20 protein-coding genes and 5 tRNA genes are annotated in these 22162 nt (G+C 67.2%); 20 read left to right on the top strand and 5 right to left on the bottom strand.

The window, feature by feature from the left end; genetic code table 11:
- Window positions 1–36: 36 nt before the first annotated feature.
- Window positions 37–1710 carry a M48 family metalloprotease gene (locus E2F49_RS05310; protein ID WP_133392889.1) on the bottom strand — a complete coding sequence of 558 codons (1674 nt, stop codon included), beginning with the start codon at window positions 1708–1710 and terminating at the stop codon, window positions 37–39.
- 216 nt (window positions 1711–1926) lie between these two features.
- Here E2F49_RS05310 and grxC point away from each other — a divergent pair, with 216 nt between their 5' ends.
- From grxC to E2F49_RS05290, 4 genes are all read left to right on the top strand, one after another.
- Window positions 1927–2175, top strand: a complete 249-nt coding sequence (gene grxC / locus E2F49_RS05305; RefSeq protein WP_055249864.1) for a glutaredoxin 3 — start codon at window positions 1927–1929, stop codon at window positions 2173–2175.
- Window positions 2172–2564, top strand: coding sequence for a carboxymuconolactone decarboxylase family protein (locus tag E2F49_RS05300; RefSeq protein ID WP_425481332.1), 393 nt, complete (start codon window positions 2172–2174; stop codon window positions 2562–2564). Before grxC ends, E2F49_RS05300 begins: the two co-directional genes overlap by 4 nt.
- Before the next feature lie 118 nt (window positions 2565–2682).
- Entirely contained in the window at window positions 2683–3690 is a 1008-nt protein-coding gene (locus E2F49_RS05295) for an isocitrate dehydrogenase (RefSeq protein WP_133392888.1), read from the top strand.
- Window positions 3691–3845: 155 nt separating this feature from the next.
- A complete protein-coding gene (locus E2F49_RS05290) occupies window positions 3846–5162 on the top strand; it encodes a Na+/H+ antiporter NhaC family protein (protein WP_133392887.1) in 1317 nt (438 codons plus the stop codon).
- A 91-nt stretch (window positions 5163–5253) separates the two neighbouring features.
- Here the strand turns inward: E2F49_RS05290 and E2F49_RS05285 are convergent, their stop codons facing one another.
- The gene (locus E2F49_RS05285; RefSeq protein ID WP_055248669.1) at window positions 5254–6015 is read right to left on the bottom strand and encodes a Bax inhibitor-1/YccA family protein; all 762 of its coding nucleotides are present in this window, start codon (window positions 6013–6015) and stop codon (window positions 5254–5256) included.
- A gap of 158 nt (window positions 6016–6173) precedes the next feature.
- Between E2F49_RS05285 and E2F49_RS05280 the strand changes: the two genes are divergently transcribed.
- The 9 genes from E2F49_RS05280 to lon all read left to right on the top strand — a co-directional run bounded on the left by E2F49_RS05280 (window position 6174) and on the right by lon (window position 13638).
- A tRNA-Pro gene (locus E2F49_RS05280) sits at window positions 6174–6250 on the top strand.
- 36 nt (window positions 6251–6286) lie between these two features.
- Window positions 6287–6363: transfer RNA gene (locus E2F49_RS05275), tRNA-Arg, on the top strand.
- Between the two features lie 34 nt (window positions 6364–6397).
- A tRNA-His gene (locus E2F49_RS05270) sits at window positions 6398–6474 on the top strand.
- Window positions 6475–6549: 75 nt separating this feature from the next.
- Window positions 6550–6625: transfer RNA gene (locus E2F49_RS05265), tRNA-Lys, on the top strand.
- Between the two features lie 590 nt (window positions 6626–7215).
- Window positions 7216–7300: transfer RNA gene (locus E2F49_RS05260), tRNA-Leu, on the top strand.
- Window positions 7301–7569: 269 nt separating this feature from the next.
- Window positions 7570–8877, top strand: a complete 1308-nt coding sequence (tig, locus tag E2F49_RS05255; RefSeq protein ID WP_133392886.1) for a trigger factor — start codon at window positions 7570–7572, stop codon at window positions 8875–8877.
- Between the two features lie 59 nt (window positions 8878–8936).
- A complete protein-coding gene (clpP, locus tag E2F49_RS05250; protein ID WP_055248663.1) occupies window positions 8937–9563 on the top strand; it encodes an ATP-dependent Clp endopeptidase proteolytic subunit ClpP in 627 nt (208 codons plus the stop codon).
- Between the two features lie 113 nt (window positions 9564–9676).
- Window positions 9677–10963, top strand: a complete 1287-nt coding sequence (gene clpX / locus E2F49_RS05245; protein ID WP_055248661.1) for an ATP-dependent Clp protease ATP-binding subunit ClpX — start codon at window positions 9677–9679, stop codon at window positions 10961–10963.
- Between the two features lie 221 nt (window positions 10964–11184).
- A complete protein-coding gene (gene lon, locus E2F49_RS05240; protein WP_133392885.1) occupies window positions 11185–13638 on the top strand; it encodes an endopeptidase La in 2454 nt (817 codons plus the stop codon).
- Between the two features lie 81 nt (window positions 13639–13719).
- Here the strand turns inward: lon and E2F49_RS05235 are convergent, their stop codons facing one another.
- Complete coding sequence (locus E2F49_RS05235) at window positions 13720–14286, bottom strand: Smr/MutS family protein (protein ID WP_133392884.1); 567 nt, start codon at window positions 14284–14286, stop codon at window positions 13720–13722.
- A 125-nt stretch (window positions 14287–14411) separates the two neighbouring features.
- On the opposite strand from E2F49_RS05235, the gene surE reads away from it, so the two are divergent.
- The 5 genes from surE (at window position 14412) to E2F49_RS05210 (ending at window position 18685) form a co-directional block, all read left to right on the top strand.
- Window positions 14412–15194 (top strand): 5'/3'-nucleotidase SurE, encoded by a 783-nt coding sequence (surE, locus tag E2F49_RS05230; protein WP_055248655.1) that lies wholly within the window; start codon window positions 14412–14414, stop codon window positions 15192–15194.
- Window positions 15191–15886 (top strand): protein-L-isoaspartate(D-aspartate) O-methyltransferase, encoded by a 696-nt coding sequence (locus E2F49_RS05225; RefSeq protein WP_133392883.1) that lies wholly within the window; start codon window positions 15191–15193, stop codon window positions 15884–15886. Before surE ends, E2F49_RS05225 begins: the two co-directional genes overlap by 4 nt.
- A gap of 17 nt (window positions 15887–15903) precedes the next feature.
- Window positions 15904–16470, top strand: a complete 567-nt coding sequence (locus E2F49_RS05220; RefSeq protein WP_243713454.1) for a YqaA family protein — start codon at window positions 15904–15906, stop codon at window positions 16468–16470.
- Window positions 16467–17216 carry a peptidoglycan DD-metalloendopeptidase family protein gene (locus E2F49_RS05215; protein ID WP_133392881.1) on the top strand — a complete coding sequence of 250 codons (750 nt, stop codon included), beginning with the start codon at window positions 16467–16469 and terminating at the stop codon, window positions 17214–17216. Before E2F49_RS05220 ends, E2F49_RS05215 begins: the two co-directional genes overlap by 4 nt.
- A 566-nt stretch (window positions 17217–17782) precedes the next feature.
- Complete coding sequence (locus tag E2F49_RS05210; RefSeq protein ID WP_055248648.1) at window positions 17783–18685, top strand: hypothetical protein; 903 nt, start codon at window positions 17783–17785, stop codon at window positions 18683–18685.
- A gap of 6 nt (window positions 18686–18691) precedes the next feature.
- Here E2F49_RS05210 and E2F49_RS05205 read toward each other — a convergent pair whose 3' ends face one another.
- Together E2F49_RS05205 and yhbY are read right to left on the bottom strand one after the other, a co-directional pair.
- Window positions 18692–19081, bottom strand: coding sequence for an Mth938-like domain-containing protein (locus E2F49_RS05205; RefSeq protein WP_133392880.1), 390 nt, complete (start codon window positions 19079–19081; stop codon window positions 18692–18694).
- Window positions 19082–19087: 6 nt separating this feature from the next.
- Complete coding sequence (gene yhbY / locus E2F49_RS05200) at window positions 19088–19393, bottom strand: ribosome assembly RNA-binding protein YhbY (protein ID WP_055248644.1); 306 nt, start codon at window positions 19391–19393, stop codon at window positions 19088–19090.
- 82 nt (window positions 19394–19475) lie between these two features.
- Between yhbY and rlmE the strand changes: the two genes are divergently transcribed.
- On the top strand, window positions 19476–20108 hold the full coding sequence (gene rlmE, locus E2F49_RS05195; RefSeq protein WP_055248642.1) for a 23S rRNA (uridine(2552)-2'-O)-methyltransferase RlmE: 633 nt from the start codon (window positions 19476–19478) through the stop codon (window positions 20106–20108).
- A 51-nt stretch (window positions 20109–20159) separates the two neighbouring features.
- Window positions 20160–22085, top strand: a complete 1926-nt coding sequence (ftsH, locus tag E2F49_RS05190; protein WP_055248640.1) for an ATP-dependent zinc metalloprotease FtsH — start codon at window positions 20160–20162, stop codon at window positions 22083–22085.
- The last annotated feature ends 77 nt before the right edge of the window (window positions 22086–22162 follow it).

Here is a 22162-nt window from a genome sequence, read left to right as displayed (position 1 = left end):
AAGTCCGGCAGATGACGGCCGGGTGGCGGGAGGCGCTCAGCGGCGCCGCAGGTCTTCGTCGCGGATGCCCTGACGGCGCAGTTCCAGCACCTGCGGGGTGATCGCCGCGATGCGCGCGTCGATGCGGGTGCGCGCGTAGTAGTCCAGATCCTCGCGCTTCTTCAGCGTGTTGAGCTGGATCAGCGCCTGTTCCGGACGCCCGCCGAGGTAGGCGGCCTCCGCCCAGGCCTCGCCAGCGCGCACCGGGTCGCCCGCCATCTCGCTGGCGCGGGCGAAGGCGCGCTGGAAGGCGGGATCGCCGCCGGACGCGTTGAGCAGCGGACGCAGGATCGCCTGCGCGCGCGTGCCCGCCTCTGGTGTGTTGCGCTCGGCCAGCATCGCGGCGTAGGTCAGCACCACGGCCGGATGCCGCGGCATCCGCTCGAGCAGATCGTCGAAACGCCGGTCGGCCGCGGCCGTGCGACCGGCACGCGCGTCGGTCTCGGCGACGCCGAGCGTCAGCCACATGTCGCCGGGATGCTCGGCCAGCAGTTCGTTGAGCGCCTTGCCCGCGCCGTCGAGATCATTGGAGCGCAGCCGTGCGATCGCCAGTCCGTAGCGCTCGGCATCGCTGAGCGCGCCGCTGCGGCGCATCGCCTCGTACTCGCGGATGGCCGCAGCCGGTGTGTTGGCGCTCAGCACGCGCAGGCGCTCGCGGGCCCAGCCGAACTGGCTGCCGTCGATCGCGCGGGCGGCCGCGGGGTCGAGCCGGAATGACGCCGGCAGCAGGGGGTTGTCCATTGCCCGCAGCGGCGCCTCGTAGCCACCCTCGATCGGCGCGCGTTCGGTGCGCGAGCCGGTCGGCGTGCGCACCGTACTGGTCACCGTCTCGCGGTTCATGCGCTCGGCACGGTCGCGCGCCTCGCTGATGCGCGTGGTCGTGACCGGGTGGGTGCGCAGGTAGTCGGGCAGGCGTTCGCGGTCGCCGCCCTGGTTGGTGCGCGACACCGACTGCATGCGCTCGAACATCGAGGCCATGCCCTCGGGGTCGTAACCGGCGCGCGACAGCGTGCGGATGCCGAGGCGATCGGCTTCGGATTCGTTGGAGCGCGTGTAGTCGATCTGCCGCTGCAGGGCGAGGCCCTGGGCACCGGCGATGATCGCCATCGCCGCGTCATCGGACGAACTGCTGCTGCTCTGCGACGCGGCCGCGATCGCGCCGAGCATTGCCAGCAGCATCGGCACCTGGTCGCGCTGTGCGCGCTCGACGCCGCGCAGCACGTGCGACTGGGTGACGTGCGCGACTTCGTGCGCCAGCACGGCGGCCACCTCGTCCTCGGTTTCGGCCGCCAGCACCAGGCCGGCGTTCATGCCCACGTATCCGCCCAAGGTGGCGAAGGCGTTGATGCTGCGGTCGCGCATCATGAAGAAGGTGAAGGCCTGCTGCGGCTGGTCGCTCGACGCGGCCAGGCGATTGCCGGTGGTGCGCAGCCAGCCGTCGACCAGCGGATCCTCGAGCACGTAGTTGTAGTGGCGCAGCTGCGCCAGCAGCATCTGGCCGTACTCGGACTGCTTGGCCGGGCTCAGCACGGTGCCTGCGGACGAACCGATGTCCGGCAGGCGCGTGTCCTGGGCCGGCGCGCATACCGCGGCCGTCGCCAGCACCAGGGCCGCCACCGGCGGCAGCAGCCGGAAGCGGGCGGGGCGGGGCACGGGCGGAAGTCGGCGCATCGGATCCTGGGGTCGGGCGGCGGCACTGCAGCATGCCGGTGGCACGCGGCAGCGGCATGAATGCCATGTTAAGCCGGCGGGTACGTGTGCTGGCGCTGGAAAAACACGCCGCGCATCCCCAGTTGTGACCGACAATCGCCGCACAAGTTTCCGGAGATCGACGTGAGCACCGTTTCCCAGAGTCCAGAGCAGGCCGGCACCGCGCCGGAGATCGTCATGTACACCAGCGCGATCTGCGGTTTCTGCGTCGCCGCCAAGACCTTCCTCAAGAGCCAGGGGCTCGACTGGCGCGAGGTGCGCGTCGACCTCGATCCGGCCGAACGGGAGCACATGGTGGCGCGCGCGCGCCGCACCAGCGTGCCGCAGATCTTCGTCGGACAGACCCATGTCGGCGGCTACGACGACATGATGGCGCTGCACCGCCAAGGCGGTTTCCTGCCCCTGGTCCAGGGCGCCGCTTCGTGAGCGCTGAAGGCGAGGGCGATCGCGTCGCCGAGTTCACCGCATTCCGCAAGCGCATGAACGAGCGCATCCTGGCCGAGCCCAACCAGGTCGTGCGGCGCTTCTTCGCGCTCGACACGCAGACCTACCAGGCCGGCGCACTCGACGTGAAGACCAAGGAGCTGCTGGGGCTGGTCGCGTCGCTGGTGCTGCGTTGCGACGACTGCATCAGCTACCACGTGGCCCAGTGCAAGGAAGTCGGCGCCACGCGCGAGGAGCTGTTCGAGACCTTCTCGGTGGGGCTGGTCGTCGGAGGCAGCATCGTCATTCCGCACATGCGCCGCGCGGTCGATTTCCTCGACCGGCTGGAGCAGGGCGAGGCCGGCGCGCCGGCGGAACACGCCCACGACTGAGCCGTTTCGACCTTGGTCGATTTGGGTGCCCAGGCGCCCTCGGGCATAATGCATTGGTTTCCCTTTCAACTGACGGCGCGCGCGGCGCGCTGTCCCTGCGTACGGAACCCCACCCCACATGACGCACACGATTACGGTGATTCGCGGCGACGGTATCGGCCCCGAAATCATGGACGCCACGCTGCACGTGCTCGACGCGATGCAGCTGGGCCTGCAGTACGAAGACGCCGATGCGGGTCTGATGGCGCTCGAGAAGCACGGTGAGCTGCTGCCGGCGGCAACGCTGGAGTCGATCCGCCGCAACAAGATCGCGCTCAAGAGCCCGCTGACCACGCCGGTCGGTGGTGGCTTCAGCTCGATCAACGTGGAGCTGCGTCGCCAGTTCGATCTCTACGCCAACGTGCGCCCGGCAACGTCGTTCCCGAACACGCGCTCGCGCTTCGCCGACGGCGTCAACCTGATCACGATCCGCGAGAACACTGAAGGCTCGTACATCAGCGAAGGCCAGGAAGTGTCGCCGGACGGCGAGACCGCGGTGTCGATCACCCGCATCACCCGCAAGGGCTCGGACCGCATCGTGCGCTACGCCTTCGATCTGGCCCGCAAGACCGGCCGCAAGAAGGTCACGATCGTCCACAAGGCCAACATCCTCAAGAGCACCTCGGGCCTGTTCCTGAAGATCGCCCGCGAGGTCGCGGCCGAGTATCCGGACATCGAAGCCAACGAGATGATCGTCGACAACACCTGCATGCAGCTGGTGATGCGTCCCGAGCAGTTCGACATCATCGTGACGACCAACCTCTTCGGCGACATCATTTCCGACCTGTGCGCCGGCCTCGTCGGCGGTCTGGGGCTGGCGCCGGGCGCCAACATCGGCACCGACGCGGCGATCTTCGAAGCCGTGCACGGCTCGGCGCCGGACATCGCCGGCAAGGGTGTCGCCAACCCCTGCGCGCTGCTGCTCGCGGCCGCGCAGATGCTCGACCATCTGGCGATGCCCGAGCAGGCCCAGCGCCTGCGCGGTGCGATCGTTGCCACCCTCGACGCCAAGGACGGGGTGACCCCGGATCTGGGTGGCACCGGCAACACCATGGCCTTCGCCAAGGCCATCGCAGCGCGCCTGTAAGGCGCGTGTCGCACCGCGGCCGGGCGACCGGTGCGCGGTTCCGGAACGGGACGCTTCGGCGTCCCGTTTTTGTTGGCGGCCATTCCGCCGGTCGCGCTGACGGCGCGTCCCTGGCTGCGCACAATGCGCGCTTCCCACGCTCGTCCGGACCCGCCATGACCGCCCGTCCCAGCGCGCTCGCGCTGACGCCGCTGCTGCTGTTCCTCGCGCTGTTCTTCGGCGCGGGCCTGTACTTCACCGCGCAGGGCGAGGACATGGGCTTCTACCAGTTGCGTGCGCCGGTCGCGATTCTGCCCGCGCTCGCACTGGCGGCCTGGATCGCACGTCGCCGCGGTCTGGACGCGGGCGAGATCCTGCTGCGCGGCATGGGCGATCCCAACATCGTGCTGATGTGTCTGATCTTCCTGCTGGCCGGCGCATTCGCCTATGTGTCGAGCGCGATCGGCGCAGTCGATGCGGTGGTGTCGATCGGCCTGTCGGCGGTGCCGCCTGCGCTGGTGTTGCCGGGGCTGTTCGTGCTCTCGGCGCTGATCTCGCTGGCGATCGGCACGTCGATGGGCACGATCGCCGCCGTGGTGCCGATCGCGCTCGGCGTGGCCGAGGCGTCGGGGCTGGACCGCGCGCTCGTCGTGGGCGCGGTGATCGGCGGCGCGATGTTCGGCGACAACCTCTCGGTGATCTCCGACACCACCATCGCCGCGACCCGCACCCAGGGCGCGCAGATGCGCGACAAGTTCCGCGAGAACTTCAGGATCGCGCTGCCTGCGGCGATCGCCACGGTCGTGCTGCTGGGTGTGCTCGGCAGCGCCTCACCGATCGAATCGCAGGGCACGGCCTCGCCGTGGCTGATGCTGCCTTATGGCGTCGTGCTGGTGCTGGCCCTGATGGGCGTCGACGTGCTGGTGGTGCTCGGACTGGGCATCGTGCTGGCCGGCGGGTTCGGGTTCGTGTTCGCCGACGATTACGGCGTGGTGCCGTTCGTCGGTGACATCTGGACCGGCTTCGAAGGCATGGTCGAGATTCTGCTGCTCTCGCTGCTGATCGGCGGGCTGAGCGCGCTCACCAAGGCCAGCGGCGGTCTCGACTGGCTGGCGCAGCTGATCGCCAGGCTCGCGCGCGGACATCGCGGCCGGCGCTCGGGGGAGTTCAGCATCGCGGCGCTGTCGACCGCGGCGGACGTGTTCACGGCCAACAACACGGTCGCGATCCTCGTCAGCGGCAGCGTGGCGCGCGACATCGCCGAGAAGCACGGCATCAGTCCGCGTCGTGCGGCCAGCGTGCTCGACATCTTCGCGTGCGTGACGCAGGGCCTGCTGCCCTATGGCGCGCAGATCCTGCTGGCGGCCTCGCTGGCGTCGGTGTCGCCGCTGGCGCTGGCGGGCAGCGTGTACTACTGCTGGCTGCTCGGGCTGGTGACGATCGGCGTGATGCTGCTGCCGTCGCGGCATGCGCAGTCTGCGACGCGCGATTGAAGCACCGCAAGGCGCAGCCGACTGCGCGCGCAGGTAATGAAAAAGGCGCCCCGTGGGGCGCCTTTTCAGTGTCATGAGCGACCGCAGCGACTCAGCGCTGCTGCAGCTTCGACAGCAGGCGCAGGAACTCGATGTACAGCCACACCAGCGTGACCATCAGGCCGAAGGCGCCGTACCACTCCATGTACTTCGGCGCGCCCTGTTCGACGCCGGTTTCGATGAAGTCGAAGTCCAGTACCAGATTGAGCGCGGCGATGACGATCACGAACAGGCTGAAGCCGATGCCGACGATGCCCGACTCGTGGATCAGCGGAATCGAGACGCCGAAGAAGCCGAGCACGATCGTCGCCAGATACACCAGCGCGATGCCGCCGGTGGCCGCGACCACGCCGAGCTTGAAGTTCTCGGTCGCCTTGATCAGGCCGCTGCGGTAGGCGAACAGCAGGGCGAACAGGGTGCCGAAGGTGAGCATCACCGCCTGCAGCACGATCCCGTCGTACATGAAGTTGTACATCGCCGAGATCGCGCCGAGGAAGAAGCCTTCGACCAGCGCGTACAGCGGCGCGGTGACCGGCGACCACTCCTTCTTGAAGATGGTGACCATCGCCAGGACGAAGCCACCGATCGCGCCGCCCCACATGTACATGCCGAAGCCGGGCTGCGGGCGACCGTCGGTGCCGAACTCGACCTGCGACCATGCGAACGCGGCGGTCAGTACCGTCAGCAGCAGCAGGAACGCGGTCTTGTTGACGGTGCCGTTGAGCGTCATCGTCGCGCCGTCGCGGGAGACGACGCTGCCGCTGGCGAGATCGAGGAAGGTGGATTCCTTCAGTGCGGGATTGCCGCTGCGCATGGTGTGGTTCCCCTGTCTGTCCATGGATTCGGATCGGTTGGGAGGATACACAACCATGTCGATGCTGCAGTGCATTGACACCGCCTCCGGCGGCCGTACAATTGCGCCCTTCGTACGGCCCTGGCCGTGTCGGGGTCAGGTTCGACCGCTTGTTCCGGCGGGGTATAGCGCAGTCTGGTAGCGCGCCTGCTTTGGGAGCAGGATGTCGGGGGTTCGAATCCCTCTACCCCGACCAAACGGGTACCAGCCGCGTTTATCATTCGACGCACTGGCGCCCGTAGCTCAACCGGATAGAGCACCGACCTTCTAAGTCGGGGGTTACAGGTTCGATTCCTGTCGGGCGCGCCACTTCCGGCGGTACGAAAGAGTTTCAGTTTCTGTGGTGGATGTAGCTCAGTTGGTTAGAGCACCGGATTGTGATTCCGGGGGTCGCGGGTTCAAATCCCGTCTTCCACCCCATTGCTTCACCGGGTAACACTCGAAAGGTGTTGCCCAAGCGCGCAGAGTTGCATTACAATGCGCGCCCGCTTCATCGGGCCGTTAGCTCAGTTGGTAGAGCAGTTGACTCTTAATCAATAGGTCCAAGGTTCGAATCCTTGACGGCCCACCAGTTCCACGAAATGCCCGGCCTCGGCCGGGCATTTTCGTTTCCGGCATTCGACGCGGGATTCGAACCTGCGGTTCGCCTGCTGCGCAGGTCCGGCCATGCGCAGCGCGCATGGCGTTCGCACGGGCGCGAACCGGTGGTTCGCAGCTGCCCGTGCTCACCCTTGACGGCCCACCAGTTCCACGAAATGCCCGGCCTCGGCCGGGCATTTTCGTTTCCGGCATTCGACGCGGGATTCGAACCTGCGGTTCGCCTGCTGCGCAGGTCCGGCCATGCGCAGCGCGCATGGCGTTCGCACGGACGCGAACCGGTGGTTCGCAGCTGCCCGTGCTCACCCTTGACGGCCCAGCAGTTCCACGAAATATCCGGCTTCGGCCGGGCATTTTCGTTTCCGGCGTTCGACGCGGGATTCGAACCTGCGGTTCGCCTGCTGCACAGGTTCGGCCACGCGCAACGCGCATGGCGTTCGCACGGCTCCAGCTCGACGAGGCCTCTGGTTTCGCCACGTGCGCCGACAGGTTTTAGGCTGCAGGCGCGACAGCTGCGGTCGACCTTGGACTAGAATGCCGCCGCCGGCTGCAGCCGCGCACGATGCGAAAGTGGCGGAATTGGTAGACGCCCTGGTTTTAGGTACCAGTGCCGCAAGGCGTGGGGGTTCGAGTCCCCCCTTTCGCACCACCCGGCCGTCGATCGCGCCCCTCGAAGGCGCGTCGGCCGATTTCTCTTTTCCGGTCCCCGGTATCCCTCGCGCGCATCGCGCATGCCCGGCCATGCAGGGCGCAATCCCGCACGGGCGCCCATCGGCGGCGGTGGCGGGCCGGGCCCGAATCGGCGAAACTAGTCCGTTCCGTCGTCTGCCGCGGGAAGTGGCGGGCGGTCGGCAGATACCAGAACCAATTCCCAACAAGTCAGAAGTCTGCGGCACGGCCGCATGCGCAGGAGTGGATATGCAAGTTTCGGTCGAATCGCTGGGCAGCCTGGAACGCAAGATAACGTTCCGCGTGCCATCCGAACGCCTGGAGACCCAGGTCGGTGGCCGTCTGCGCGAGATCGCGCGGACCACCCGCCTCAAGGGCTTCCGTCCGGGCAAGGTGCCGGCCAAGGTCGTCGAGCAGCGCTTCGGCGAACAGGTGCGTGCCGAGGAACTAGACCGCCTGCTGCGCGAGGGCTTCGACCAGGCCGTGCGCGAGAATTCGCTGCAGATCGCAGGCGCGCCGCGCATCGCGCCGGAAGGCGAAGCGGGCGAGGGCGAGCTGGCCTTCACTGCGACCTTCGAGATCGTGCCGGACTTCGGCGACATCGATCTGGAAAAGCTGGAAGTCGTGCGTCACACGGCCGAAGTGGCCGAGGACGACATCGACCGCATGATCGAGAACCTGCGCCTGCAGCGCCGCAGCTGGAGCGCGGTCACCCGCGGCGCGGCGAAGGGCGATGCGGTCGACGTGGAGACCTGGTCGCAGATCGGCGACGAGCGTCTGCCGGCCGAAGGCGCCGAGCGGGGCGTGACCGTCCTCGGTTCGGGCGCCATGTATCCCGAGATCGAGGACGCACTGGTCGGCCTGGCCAAGGGCGAGGAGAAGGCGCTCGACGTGACCTTCCCGGCCGACTGGCGCGTGCCGCAGCTGGCCGGCAAGCAGGCCACCGTGCACGTCAAGATCGAGCAGGTCTCCGAGCAGCAGCTGCCGGAGGTCGACGGTGCCTTCATCCGCAGCTTCGGCGTCAAGAGCGGCGAGATGGCGCAGTTCCGCACCGAGATCCGCAGCAATCTGGAGCGCGAGCTCAAGGGCGCGCTGATGAACCGTCTGCGCCGCGAAGTCGGCGAGCAGCTGGTCGCCGCATTCGCGCACGTCGAGCTGCCGCCCAAGCTGGTCGAGACCGAGGCGAAGTCGCTGCTGCGCCAGACCGTCGAGCAGGCCCGTCGCAACGGCCAGAACCCGAACGTCGCCGAGGACGCGCACAACGATTTCCTCGAGCCGGCGCGCAAGCGCGTGCTCGTCGGCCTGCTGGTCGGCGAAGTCGCCCGCCGCAACCAGCTCAAGCTCGATCCCAAGCGCGTGAACGAGACCATGCGTCTGATCGCGTCGACCTATGAAGAGCCGCAGCAGGTCATTGAGATGTACCGCAACGACCCCCAGCTGATGTCGGGTCTGCAGAACCGTGTGATGGAAGAGCAGGTGATCGACTGGATCGCCGAGCGCGCCAAGCACACCGAGCAGTCGCTGAGCTTCCAGGACGCGATCGGCCCGCAGGGCTGAGCAACGCGCCACCCGTCCGGCCCATCGGGGCCGGACGCTCCACCGACGGGGATTGATTGATGAGCATCGAAACGAAAGCCCTCAACCTGGTGCCGATGGTGGTCGAGCAGACCAGCCGCGGCGAGCGCGCGTACGACATCTACTCGCGCCTGTTGAAGGAGCGCGTGATCTTCCTCGTCGGCGGCATCGACGACCACATGGCGAATGTGATCGTCGCCCAGTTGCTGTTCCTCGAGGCGGAAAACCCCGAGAAGGACATCAACATCTACATCAACTCGCCCGGTGGCATCGTCACCGCGGGCATGGCGATCTACGACACCATGCAGTTCATCAAGCCCGACGTCAGCACGATCTGCATCGGCCAGGCGGCCAGCATGGGCGCGCTGCTGCTGTCGGCGGGCGCGGCGGGCAAGCGCTACGCGCTGCCGAACTCGCGCGTGATGATCCACCAGCCGTTGGGCGGCTTCCAGGGCCAGGCGACGGACATCGACATCCACGCCAAGGAAATCCTGTCGATGAAGCAGCGCCTCAACGAGATCATGGCCCACCACACCGGCCAGCCGTTCGAGACGATCGCCCGCGACACCGAGCGCGACAACTTCAAGAGCGCGCAGGCGGCTCGCGAGTACGGCCTAGTCGACCAGGTGCTCGAGCGTCGTCCCGACGAAACCATCACGCCGGCCTGACCGCTGCTAAACGCTTGATTCATCAGGCATCTGCGACACGGCGCGCTCCGCTTGGAGGCGCCGGACGCTGTGCTATTCTCGAAACGTAACCGCAATACAGATTTGGCCAAGGCATGAGCGAAGACCGTCAGGGTCGTTCCGGCGACAGCAACAAGATCCTCTACTGTTCTTTCTGCGGAAAGAGCCAGCACGAGGTGCGCAAGCTGATTGCGGGTCCCAGCGTGTTCATCTGCGATGAGTGCGTCGAGCTCTGCAACGACATCATCCGCGAGGAACTCGAGGAGAAGGCGCAGTCGGCGCGCAGCTCGCTGCCCAAGCCGCGCGAGATCCTCGAGGTGCTCGACCAGTACGTCATCGGCCAGAAGCGGGCCAAGAAGACGCTGGCGGTGGCGGTCTACAACCACTACAAGCGCATCGAGAGCCGCAGCAAGAACGACGAGGTCGAACTCGCCAAGTCCAACATCCTGCTGATCGGTCCGACCGGTTCGGGCAAGACGCTGCTGGCCGAGACGCTGGCGCGCCTGCTCAACGTGCCGTTCACGATGGCCGACGCCACGACGCTGACCGAAGCCGGTTACGTCGGCGAGGACGTCGAGAACATCATCCAGAAGCTGCTGCAGAAGTGCGACTACGACGCCGAGAAGGCGCAGCAGGGCATCGTCTACATCGACGAGATCGACAAGATCTCGCGCAAGAGCGAGAACCCGTCGATCACCCGTGACGTCTCGGGCGAGGGCGTACAACAGGCACTGCTCAAGCTGATCGAAGGCACGGTCGCATCGGTGCCGCCGCAGGGTGGTCGCAAGCATCCGCAGCAGGAATTCCTGCAGGTCGACACCAAGAACATCCTGTTCATCGTCGGTGGCGCATTCGCCGGCCTCGACAAGGTGATCCAGGCGCGCAGCACCGACGCCAGCGGGATTGGCTTTGGCGCCAAGCTCAAGAGTGCCGAGCGCAAGACCGACACCGGCAAGGTGCTGGCCGACGTCGAGCCGGAGGACCTGATCAAGTTCGGCCTGATTCCCGAGTTCGTCGGCCGCCTGCCGGTCGTGGCGACGCTCGAGGAACTCGACGAGGCCGCGCTGGTGCAGATCCTCACCGAGCCCAAGAACGCCATCAGCAAGCAGTTCAAGAAGCTGTTCGAGATGGAAGGCGTGGAGCTGGAGTTCCGCCAGGACGCGCTGTCGGCGATCGCCAAGAAGGCGATCAAGCGCAAGACCGGTGCACGCGGTCTGCGCACGATCGTCGAGTCGGTGCTGCTGGACACCATGTACGACCTGCCGTCGCTGGAGAACGTCAGCAAGGTGGTCGTGGACGAGTCCGTGATCGAGCACAAGTCCGAGCCGTACCTGATCTACGAGACCCCGGCCACCGAGCAGAAGGTCGCGTCCGGCGACTGAGTCCGGCGCCGGAACGAAACGTTCCGGCATCGCATCATTCAGCGTCCAGTGGACGCGAACGCCGCCAATTGCGCGCCGCATGCCCCCGGGCCTGCGGCGCTTTCGTATGTGTCGATGCACGTGCGCTTGCATCCCGGCCGGGTGCGCCCCATAAACGGAGCCAGGGTGGCCGCGCGGCCACCGATGCCGTCCCTTCGGACGGCGCCAGACGAGGAACGACCATGCCCCCACGCGCCACTCCCGAAACCCACGAACTGCCGGTCCTGCCGTTGCGCGACGTGGTCGTGTTCCCGCACATGGTGATTCCGCTGTTCGTCGGCCGCGACAAGTCGATCAAGGCGCTGGATCTGGCGATGGAGTCCGACAAGCGCATCCTGCTGGTCGCACAGAAGTCGGCCGAAACCGACGACCCGACCGCCGACGACCTCTACCAGATCGGCACGCTGGCGACGGTGCTGCAGCTGCTCAAGCTGCCCGACGGCACGATCAAGGTGCTGGTCGAAGGCACCGAGCGCGTCAAGCTGCGCGACATCCGGGAGAACGACGGCGCGCTGGCCGGCAGCGGCGTGGCGATCGCGCCGGTCGAAGGCCGCGAGCCGCGCGAGGTCGAGGCCATCGCGCGTTCGTTGATGAGCCTGTTCGAGCAGTACGTCAAGACCAACCGCAAGCTGCCGCCGGAACTGCTGCAGACGCTGGCGGGCATCGACGAGCCGAGTCGTCTGGCCGACACCATCGCCGCGCATCTGGGCGTGCGTCTGGCCGACAAGCAGCGCCTGCTCGAATCGACCGACACCGCCGACCGTCTGGAACTGCTGGTCGGCTTCGTCGACGGCGAGATCGACGTGCAGCAGATGGAGAAGCGCATCCGCGGCCGCGTGAAGTCGCAGATGGAGAAGTCACAGCGCGAGTACTACCTCAACGAGCAGATGAAGGCGATCCAGAAGGAGCTCGGCGAGATCGACGATGCGCCCAACGACATCGACGAGCTCGCGCGCAAGATCGCCGAGGCCGGCATGCCCAAGGCGGTCGAGACCAAGGCCAAGGCCGAGTTCAACAAGCTCAAGCAGATGCCGCCGATGTCGGCCGAGGCGTCTGTCGTGCGCAACTATCTCGACTGGCTGCTGGGCGTGCCGTGGAAGAAGCGCAGCAAGGTGCGCAAGGACCTGAAGTCCGCGCAGGACGTGCTCGACGCCGACCATTACGGCCTGGAGAAGGTCAAGGACCGCATCCTCGAATACCTCGCGGTGCAGACCCGCGTGAAGCAGATGAAGGGCGCGATCCTGTGCCTCGTCGGTCCGCCGGGCGTGGGCAAGACCTCGCTGGGCCAGTCGATCGCCAAGGCGACCAATCGCAAGTTCACCCGCATGGCGTTGGGCGGCGTGCGCGACGAGGCCGAGATCCGCGGGCATCGCCGCACCTACGTCGGCTCGATGCCGGGCCGCATCGTGCAGAGCATGAACAAGGTCGGGACCAAGAACCCGCTGTTCCTGCTCGACGAGATCGACAAGATGTCGATGGACTTCCGTGGCGACCCGGCATCGGCGCTGCTGGAAGTGCTCGACCCCGAGCAGAACCACACCTTCAACGATCACTACCTCGAGGTCGATCTGGACCTTTCGGAAGTGATGTTCGTCGCGACCTCCAACTCGCTCAACATTCCCGGCCCGCTGCTCGACCGCATGGAGGTGATCCGCATTCCGGGTTACACCGAGGACGAGAAGCTCAACATCGCCACGCGCTACCTGCTGCCCAAGCAGCTCAATGCCAATGGTCTGAAGGCCGCCGAGCTGACCGTTAGCGAGGATGCGATCCGCGACATCGTGCGCTACTACACGCGCGAGTCGGGCGTGCGCAATCTCGAGCGCGAGATCGCCAAGGTCTGCCGCAAGGTGGTCAAGGAAATCGCGCTGGCCGGTCCGGTCGCCGGCAAGGGCAAGGCCAAGGGCGTCAAGGCAATCAAGGTCACCGGCAAGAACCTCGACAAGTATCTGGGCGTGCAGCGCTACGACTTCGGCCGCGCGGAGCAGGACAACGAGATCGGCCTGGTCACGGGTCTGGCGTGGACGGAAGTCGGCGGCGACCTGCTGCAGATCGAAGCGACACAGGTGCCGGGCAAGGGCCAGCTCACGCTGACCGGCCAGCTTGGCGACGTGATGAAGGAATCCGCCTCGGCCGCGATGTCGGTGGTGCGTTCGCGCGCCGAGCGTCTGGGCGTCGAGCTGGAGACGTTGCAGAAGCACGACATCCACGTGCACGTGCCCGATGGCGCGACGCCGAAGGATGGCCCGAGTGCGGGCATCGCGATGGCGACGACGCTGGTGTCGCTGCTGACGAAGATTCCGGTGCGTGCGGACGTGGCGATGACCGGCGAAATCACCCTGCGCGGCCGCGTGACGGCGATCGGCGGGCTGAAGGAAAAGCTGCTGGCCGCGCTGCGCGGTGGCATCAAGACCGTGATCATCCCTGAGGAAAACCGCAAGGATCTGGCCGACATCCCGAAGAACGTCACCGACGGCATGCAGATCGTGCCGGTGAAGTACATCGACGAGGTGCTGGATCTGGCGCTGGAGCGGCCGCTGCCGCCGCCGCCCGGTCAGAAGGCCGACAGGCGCAAGGCGGCCCGCAAGGTCGTGCCGCGTGCCGAAGGCACCAAGCGGGCGCGGATCAAGCACTGACCGACTCAAACTGTGGTGAACCTAAGGGCCGCGATTGCGGCCCTTCGGCTTTTTCAGCACGCGCTCGTTTTTTGCGATCGCCTAGCGCTTCGGCCGCAGCAACACCAGCACCGCCCCACTGCCGCCCTGTGCGGCGGGCGCGCTGTGGAAGGCCAGCACGTCGGCGCGCTGGCGCAGCATGCGGTCGACGAGATTCTTGAGGATGGGCGCATCGGGCGAGGAGTTCAGGCCCTTGCCGTGGATGATGCGCACGCAGCCCAGGCCGACGTCGACCGCGTCGCGCAGGAACAGACGCAGCAAGGTACCGGCCTGCTGCGCATCGCTGTGGTGCAGGTCGAGTTCCTCCTGCGCGGCGTACTCGCCGCGGCCGAGGCGTCGCAACACGCGCGGCGACACCTCGTCGCGCCGGTACTGCATCGTGTCGCCACCCTGCAGCAGCGGGCCGTCGAGCAGTTGCCTGAACTCGCTGCGCGCTTGCGCATCGTCGCGCTCGGCCATGCGTGTGCTCGGGCGCGGCTTCGGCGCCTGCGGTGGCGGTGCCGCGGCCGGGAGCTCACGCACCGGTCCGATCGCCGCGCGGAACAGGGCCGCGTCGTCGTCGTCGGGCGCGGCCGGTGGCGGCGCGGGGCGCTTGGGTCCACGTTGCATGCGACAAGCCTAGCGGTGTTTCGTGCAGGCGTGCAGCGTGGATGCGCGTGGCGAGGTGGGGTGGGGCGGAAGCATCCGTTATCATGGACGCCTTGAACGAAGGCTCGAGGCCCGTAGATCGATCCATGCGCGTACTGGTCAGCAACGATGACGGCGTCGACGCCCCCGGCATCCGGATTCTCGCGCAGGGGCTGCGTGATGCCGGCCACGAGGTGCTGATCGTCGCACCGGATCGCGACCGCTCCGGCGCCAGCAATTCGCTGACCCTCGACATGCCGCTGCGCACCGTGCAGGTGGACGCCGGCACCTGGCGCGTGCACGGCACGCCGACCGATTGCGTGCACGTGGCGATCACCGGTCTGCTCGACGTCGAACCGGACATCGTGGTCTCGGGCATCAACAACACCGCCAACCTCGGCGACGACGTGATCTATTCGGGCACGGTCGCCGCCGCGATGGAAGGCCGGTTCCTCGGCCTGCCCGCGGTCGCGATGTCGCTGGTCACGCGCGACCACGACGGTCAGCATTACGAAACCGCCGCGCGCGCCGCGGTCGAGATCGTCGCGCGCCTGAAGGCCGATCCGCTGCCGGCCGACACCATCCTCAACGTCAACGTGCCCGACGTGCCGTGGGACGAACTCGCCGGTTTCGAAGTCACGCGTCTGGGCAATCGCCATCGCGCCGAGCCGTGCACCTCGCTGGACGATCCCCGCGGCCGCACCTGGTGGTGGATCGGCGCCGCCGGTCCCGAGCAGGACGCCGGCCCCGGTACCGATTTCCACGCCGTGCGCACGAAGCACATCGCGATCACGCCGATCCACGTTGACCTCACGCGCTACCAGGCGCTCGAACACGTCGCGAGCTGGGTCGGCGGTCTCGAAGCCGATCTGAAGGCCACGCAATCGTGATGGCGCGTCTGCGCCTGCAGCCCGAGGCGATCGGCGTCGGGATGACCTCGCAGCGCGTGCGCGACCGCCTGATCGAACGTCTGCGCGACGGCGCGCATCCCGGTGGCGGCATCACCGACGAGCGCGTACTCAATGCGATCCGCACCGTGCCGCGCCATCTGTTCGTCGACGAAGCGCTGGCGACGCGCGCCTACGAGGACACCGCGCTGCCGATCGGCCACGGCCAGACGATCTCGCAGCCGTGGGTGGTCGCGCGTATGACCGAAGCGCTGCTCGTCGACGGTCTGCCGCAGAAGGTGCTCGAAGTCGGCACCGGCTCCGGTTACCAGGCGACGATCCTCGCCGCGCTCGGCATCGAAGTGCACACCGTCGAGCGCATCGGCGAGCTGCTGCGCATCGCGCGCAAGCGGTTCCGTTCGCTGGGCCTCAACGTGCGCAGCAAGCACGACGATGGCCGCATCGGCTGGCCGGAGAACGGCCCCTTCGACGGGATCATCGTCACCGCGGCGGGACCGGCGCTGGTCGAGGCGCTGACCGAGCAGCTCGCGCCTGGGGGCACCCTCGTGGCGCCCGTCGGTACGCCGGGCTCGCAGCGCCTGCTGATCCTGCGCAAGCGCGAGGACGGCAGCATCGAGCAGCAGGATGTCGCCGCCGTCGCATTCGTACCGTTGTTGTCGGGATACGTGGACTGATGCAGTTGTTTGCAAGGATGTACGACACCACCCTCGGGTGGGCCCGCCACCGCCACGCACCGCGTTACCTCACGCTGATGAGCGCCGCCGAATCGGTGATCTTCCCGATTCCGCCCGACGTCATGCTCGCGCCGATGTCGCTGGCCAAGCCGCAGGCGTGGTGGAAGTTCGCACTGCTGTGCACGCTGGGTTCGGTGGTCGGCGGTCTGCTGGGCTACGTCATCGGCCACTTCGCGCTGGATCTGGCGTGGCCCTGGATCGTGCGCATGGGCTGGCAGCCCGCGTTCGAACAGATCCAGGCGCTGTTCCTCGAACACGGGTTGCTGTTCGTTTTCATCGCAGCGTTCACCCCGATTCCGTACAAGGTGTTCACGATCGCGTCGGGTTCGCTCGGAGTCGGGCTGCTACCGTTCATCGTCGGGTCGCTGCTCGGCCGTGGCGCGCGCTTTTTTCTCGTCGCCGGCCTCATGGCCTGGGGCGGGCCGAAACTCGAGCCGGTGCTCAAGCGCTACATCGAGTGGCTGGGCTGGCTGATGGTGGGCCTGGTGGCCGTTGCTCTGATCTGGTGGGAGATGCGTGGATGAGGAAGTTCTGGGTGTTGCTCGCGGTGGGCCTGATGACGGCCTGCGGCACCAGCACGGTGATCCGCGAAGGCGGGAGCAGTGCGACGCGCCCGGCATCCACGCCCAAGCCCGGTCAGTCGGTGACCGTGCAACGCGGCGACACCCTCTACCGCCTCGCGACGAACAACGGCATCAGCGCGCTGGATCTGGCGACCTGGAACAACATCCGCGCGCCGTACACGATCTACCCCGGTCAGCGCCTGCGTCTGTATCCCGGCGGCGGCGGTGCGGCGCCCGCGCGCCCGGCGAGTTCGGGCAGCACGACTGCGCAGCGTCCCACCGTGCGACCGACCCAGTCGGCACCGCAGCCGGCCGCCGCGCCGCCGGTCAACAGTCCCTTCCGCTGGCAGTGGCCGACGGCCGGTCAGATCGTCGGGCGCTACGTCGCCAACGACCCGACCAAGCAGGGCCTCGACATCGCGGGCACCGCTGGCCAGGCGGTCAACGCCTCGGCCGATGGCGTGGTGGTGTATTCCGGCGCCGGCCTCGTCGGCTACGGCGAGCTGATCATCATCAAGCACGACGAGCAGTGGCTGACCGCGTACGGCCACAATCGCGTGCGCAAGGTCAACGAAGGCGAGCGCGTGCGGGCCGGCCAGCAGATCGCCGAACTCGGCCGCACCGGTGCGGCGCGCGACATGCTGCACTTCGAGATCCGCTACAACGGCAAACCGGTCGATCCGATGATCTACCTGCCGGCGCGCTGAGACGACCCGTCTCCTCACGGGCGGATCCCCAACCCGGCGCAGCGCGCCGTGCGTTCGACGATGCCGCGGTCCAGTGGACCGCGCACGGCATCGTCTCACCCGCTACAACGGCAAGCCGGTCGCTCCGATGATCTACCTGCCGGCGCGCTGAGCGTCGCCACGCCCGGATTGTCGGATCACGAGTCGCGACCCGCATCGCGCGAAGCTCAAAATGGGCCCCAGCGTTCGCTGCGGCGACGGGATGTTTGGGAAAGCTTCGCACTCAGAACCGTCATCCCGGCGAACGATGGGATCCATGTGCGTGATCTGAATCCGGCCCCGAGATTCGATCGCGGGAGGATCCCAGGGCAGCGCGCTGGGCGTTTGCGATGACACGCTTCAACAGGTCGTGCGTTGCACTGCCTCGATCCTGACAACGGAACGTGATCCGTTCGTCAGCAGGCGCAGGCAGTTTCCTCGCGCTGTATCCGCTGCCGATTCCCACACCTGCCGGGTCATTCTCCGGATGGCGCAGGTGCGCGCCTGCGCGCATCGTCTGTGGCGAGCGCACAGAGATGAGGTAGGTGATGAAGGGATCCGTCTTGTGGCTGGCTGCGGTGATGGCGCCTTCAATCGGTCTGCAGGCTGCCGAGCCGATGTCGGGCGCTGCCTCCGCGACGGCGAGTGATTTGCTGGGCACCTGGCAGGCCTGCGGCAATGCGCGGATCGACGCGCGCGATACCAATCCGCGCGGCGTCGAAAACTTCAAACTGGTGTTCCGACCGGATGCCACGGTGGAGCTGCGGCCTGCAGATGCGACCGGGCCGGCGCGTTCCGAGTTCGGCCGATTCGAACCGGTGGAGGATGGCGTTCGCCTGCTGGTCCGCGACAGGGAGCTGGGTGTGCTCCGGCAGCGCAATCGCGATGAGCGGGTGTTGACCCGCGACGACAGGGACGGGCTGCTGGTCTGCAGACTCGGTGATGTCGCCGTCGCGGACCGGAGGCTCCAGCCCCGTTCGGTCGCCTTCTACCGCAGCGTGGCGTTCGACGCCCCGGGCATCGCGCAAAACCTCGAAGCGCGTCGCCCACCGGTCGGCGCATTGCTGGGCACCTGGGAGCTGGCGCGTGTGATCGTGCGCGATCCCGCGCACGCATGGTTCGGGTCCAACCCCTATGGATGGGGTCATCTGCGGATCGCGTTCGACGGCGCGCAACTGTGTTTCGCCACGCTGGCGCCGGAGGCGAGTGCAGTGGATCGAGGCTGCGTGCCGGCACAGGTGCAGGGTCTGCGGGTGCGGGCGGACGCAGACCCGGGCGGCATGCTGACGCCTTGGCTCGCCGGCGAAGTCAGTGTCGACGACGACGGTGTAATGCGCGTGCCCCGACGCGTGTATGACGAAGAGTACGTCTGGCTCGGACCCGACGATCTGACCCGGGCGCCGCTCGAAGGACGCATCACACTGGTCACGTTCTCCGACGAGCGCGACTAGCGCCGGTCAGTCGTCCGAGACGCTGCCCTGCAGCACGAAGGCCGCCACGACCTTGCGGCCTTCGCCGGCCAGCACGTTGAACGTGCGTGCCGCGGCGGCGTTGGTCATCGCTTCGAGGCCGATGCCGCGCGACAGGCAGGCGGCCATCGTCGCGGGAGGCGGAAACGCCTGTGTATCGCCGGTACCCAGCAGCACGACTTCAGGCTCGAGCGCGAGCACGGCGGCGAGGGCATCGACATCGAGCTTGCGCACGTCGGTGACCGGCCAGTCCTCGACCAGGCTGCGCGCGGAGACGATGAAGCTGCGGTCGAGGCGACGGTCGTTGACCAGCGCCTGGCGGCCGTCGGCGCCGCGCAGAACGTAATCGAAATCGGGCGATTCGAGGTTGAGCTGCATGCAGCCTCAGGCGCGCGGCAGCACGATCTGCCGGCGGTCGGTGCTCTGGCGGTACAGCACGGCGACGTGGCCGATGCGCTGGACGAGGGCCGCGCCGGTGCGCTGCGCGAGGTCGGCGATCATCGCGTCGCGCTCGTGGCGGTCGGACGCACCGACCTTGACCTTGATCAGTTCGTGGTGCTCGAGCGCACCGTCGATCTCGGCGACGAATGCATCGGTGATGCCCTTGGCACCCACTTGCAGCATGGCCTTGATGCCATGGGCCTGGCCGCGCAGAAAACGGGTCTGGGCAGCGGTCAGGGCATTACTCATGGATGAACCGATCGGGGGAATGAAAGCGACCGGCAGGATATCATGGCCACCGGACGCACCCGTTCCGCTTTCCGAGCCGTCCATGGCCTCCCGCAGCAAAAGCAGCCAGCGCTGGCTGAAAGAACATTTCTCCGATCCCTTCGTCAAGAAGGCCCAGAAGGACGGCCTGCGTTCGCGCGCCGCCTACAAGCTCGAGGAGCTGGTCGAACGCGACCGCCTGCTCAAGCCGGGCATGGTCGTCGTCGATCTGGGCGCGGCCCCCGGTGGCTGGTCGCAGTGGGTGCGGCAGTCGCTGGGCGACACCGGGCGCGTGATCGCGCTCGACATCCTCGAGATGCCATCGCTGGCTGGCGTGGAGTTCCTTCACGGGGATTTCCGCGAGGATGCGGTCCTCTCGGCGCTCGAATCCACGCTGGGCGGGCAACAGGTGGACCTTGTGTTGTCCGACATGGCCCCCAACAAGAGTGGCATCGACGCCGTCGACCAGCCGCGGGCCATGCATCTGGCCGAGCTGGCGATGGACTTCGCCGACCACCACCTGCGGACCGGTGGCACGTTCCTGATCAAGCTGTTCCAGGGCACCGAGTTCGACGACTACGTGCGCAACCTGCGCAAGCGATATACCAAGCTGTCGATCCGCAAGCCCGCTGCATCGCGGCAACGTTCGCCGGAAGTCTATGCCCTGGCGCAGGGCAAGCTGGCGGTGATGAAGTAGCATGACCCCGACTCGAATGCGCCACCGAACTCTCCACGAGAACCCCGAAACATGAACGATCTGGTCAAGAATCTGCTGCTCTGGGTGGTCGTCGCCGTCGTGCTGATGGTGATCTTCCAGAGCTTCAGCCCCCGGACCGGCGCCGGTGGGCAGGACGTCCAGTACTCGCAGTTCATGGAGAACGTGCGGCGCGACCAGATCGCCTCGGTCAAGATCGCCGAGGACGAACGCACGATCACGTTCCAGAGCAAGGGCGGACAGACCGGCACCGTGATCGCCCCGCGTCGTGACGATCGCATGATCGACGATCTGATGAACCACAACGTGGCCATCGACCAGGCGCCGCCGTCGAGCGGCATTTCGCTGGGCTACATCCTGATCCAGCTGCTGCCGGTCGCGCTGATCATCGGCTTCTGGTTCTTCATGATGCGGCAGATGCAGCAGGGCGGCGGCAAGGGCGCCATGTCCTTCGGCAAATCGCGCGCCAAGCTGCTCAACGAGGACCAGACCAAGGTCACCTTCGCCGACGTCGCCGGTTGCGACGAGGCCAAGGAGGAGGTGTCGGAACTCGTCGAGTTCCTGCGCGACCCGACGAAGTTCCAGAAGCTTGGCGGCAAGATCCCGCGCGGCGTGCTGATGGTCGGCCCGCCGGGTACCGGCAAGACGCTGCTCGCGAAGGCGATCGCCGGCGAGGCCAAGGTGCCGTTCTTCTCGATCTCCGGCTCGGACTTCGTCGAGATGTTCGTCGGCGTCGGTGCCAGCCGCGTGCGCGACATGTTCGAGCAGGCCAAGAAGTCGGCGCCGTGCATCATCTTCATCGACGAGATCGACGCGGTCGGCCGCCATCGCGGCGCGGGCTTGGGCGGCGGTCACGACGAGCGCGAGCAGACCCTCAACCAGCTGCTGGTGGAGATGGACGGCTTCGAGGGCGGCGAGGGCGTGATCGTGGTCGCCGCGACCAACCGTCCCGACGTGCTCGATCCGGCGCTGCTGCGTCCGGGCCGTTTCGACCGCCAGGTCGTGGTCGGCCTGCCGGACGTCAAGGGCCGCGAGCAGATCCTCAAAGTTCATATGCGCAAAGTGCCGCTGGACGAGGACGTGCAGCCGCTCGTCGTCGCCCGTGGCACGCCCGGTTTCTCGGGTGCGGACCTCGCCAACCTCGTGAACGAGGCGGCGCTGTTTGCCGCGCGCGAGAGCGCGAAGGAAGTCCGCATGGACCACTTCGACCGCGCCCGCGACAAGATCCTGATGGGCGCCGAGCGCCGTTCGATGGCGATGAGCGAGGACGAGAAGAAGCTCACCGCCTACCACGAAGCCGGCCACGCGATCGTCGGCCGTCTGGTGCCCGAACACGACCCGGTCTACAAGGTCACGATCATTCCGCGTGGCCGCGCACTCGGCGTCACGATGTATCTGCCGGAAGGCGACCGCTATTCGATGAACCGCGTGGCGATCGAGTCGCAGCTGTGCTCGCTGTACGGCGGCCGCGTCGCCGAGGCGCTGATCTTCGGCGAGGACAAGGTCACCACCGGCGCGTCGAACGACATCGAGCGTGCGACCAAGATGGCCCGCAACATGGTCACCAAGTGGGGTCTGTCGGACGAACTCGGCCCGATCGCCTACGGCGAGGAAGACGACGAAGTGTTCCTGGGCCGCTCGGTCACGCAGCACAAGTCGGTGTCCGACGACACCGCGCGTCGCATCGACGAAGTCGTGCGCACGATCCTCGACCGTGCCTACGAGCGCACCACCGAGATCCTGACCGCGAACATCGACAAGCTGCACGCGATGTCGAATCTCCTGCTGGAGTACGAGACCATCGACGTACCGCAGATCGACGCCATCATGGAAGGCCGCGACCCGCCGCCGCCGATGGGCTGGGGCAAGTCCAACAACGGCAAGGGCAGCGATGGTGGCGACAAGGACGGCAACCGTCCGCTGCAGCCGCCGATCGGTGGCCCGGCCGAGCAGGCCTGACCGCTGCACATGTGTCGAACGGAAGGCCGGGACTGATCCCGGCCTTCCGCGTTTCCGGCTTGGGCAACAGGAGCAGG

The organism is Luteimonas terrae, assembly GCF_004358165.1.
Lineage (GTDB): Bacteria > Pseudomonadota > Gammaproteobacteria > Xanthomonadales > Xanthomonadaceae > Luteimonas > Luteimonas terrae.
The sequence above is the reverse complement of the archived record's forward strand: the minus strand, read 5'-3'. Positions and strand labels throughout refer to the sequence as shown.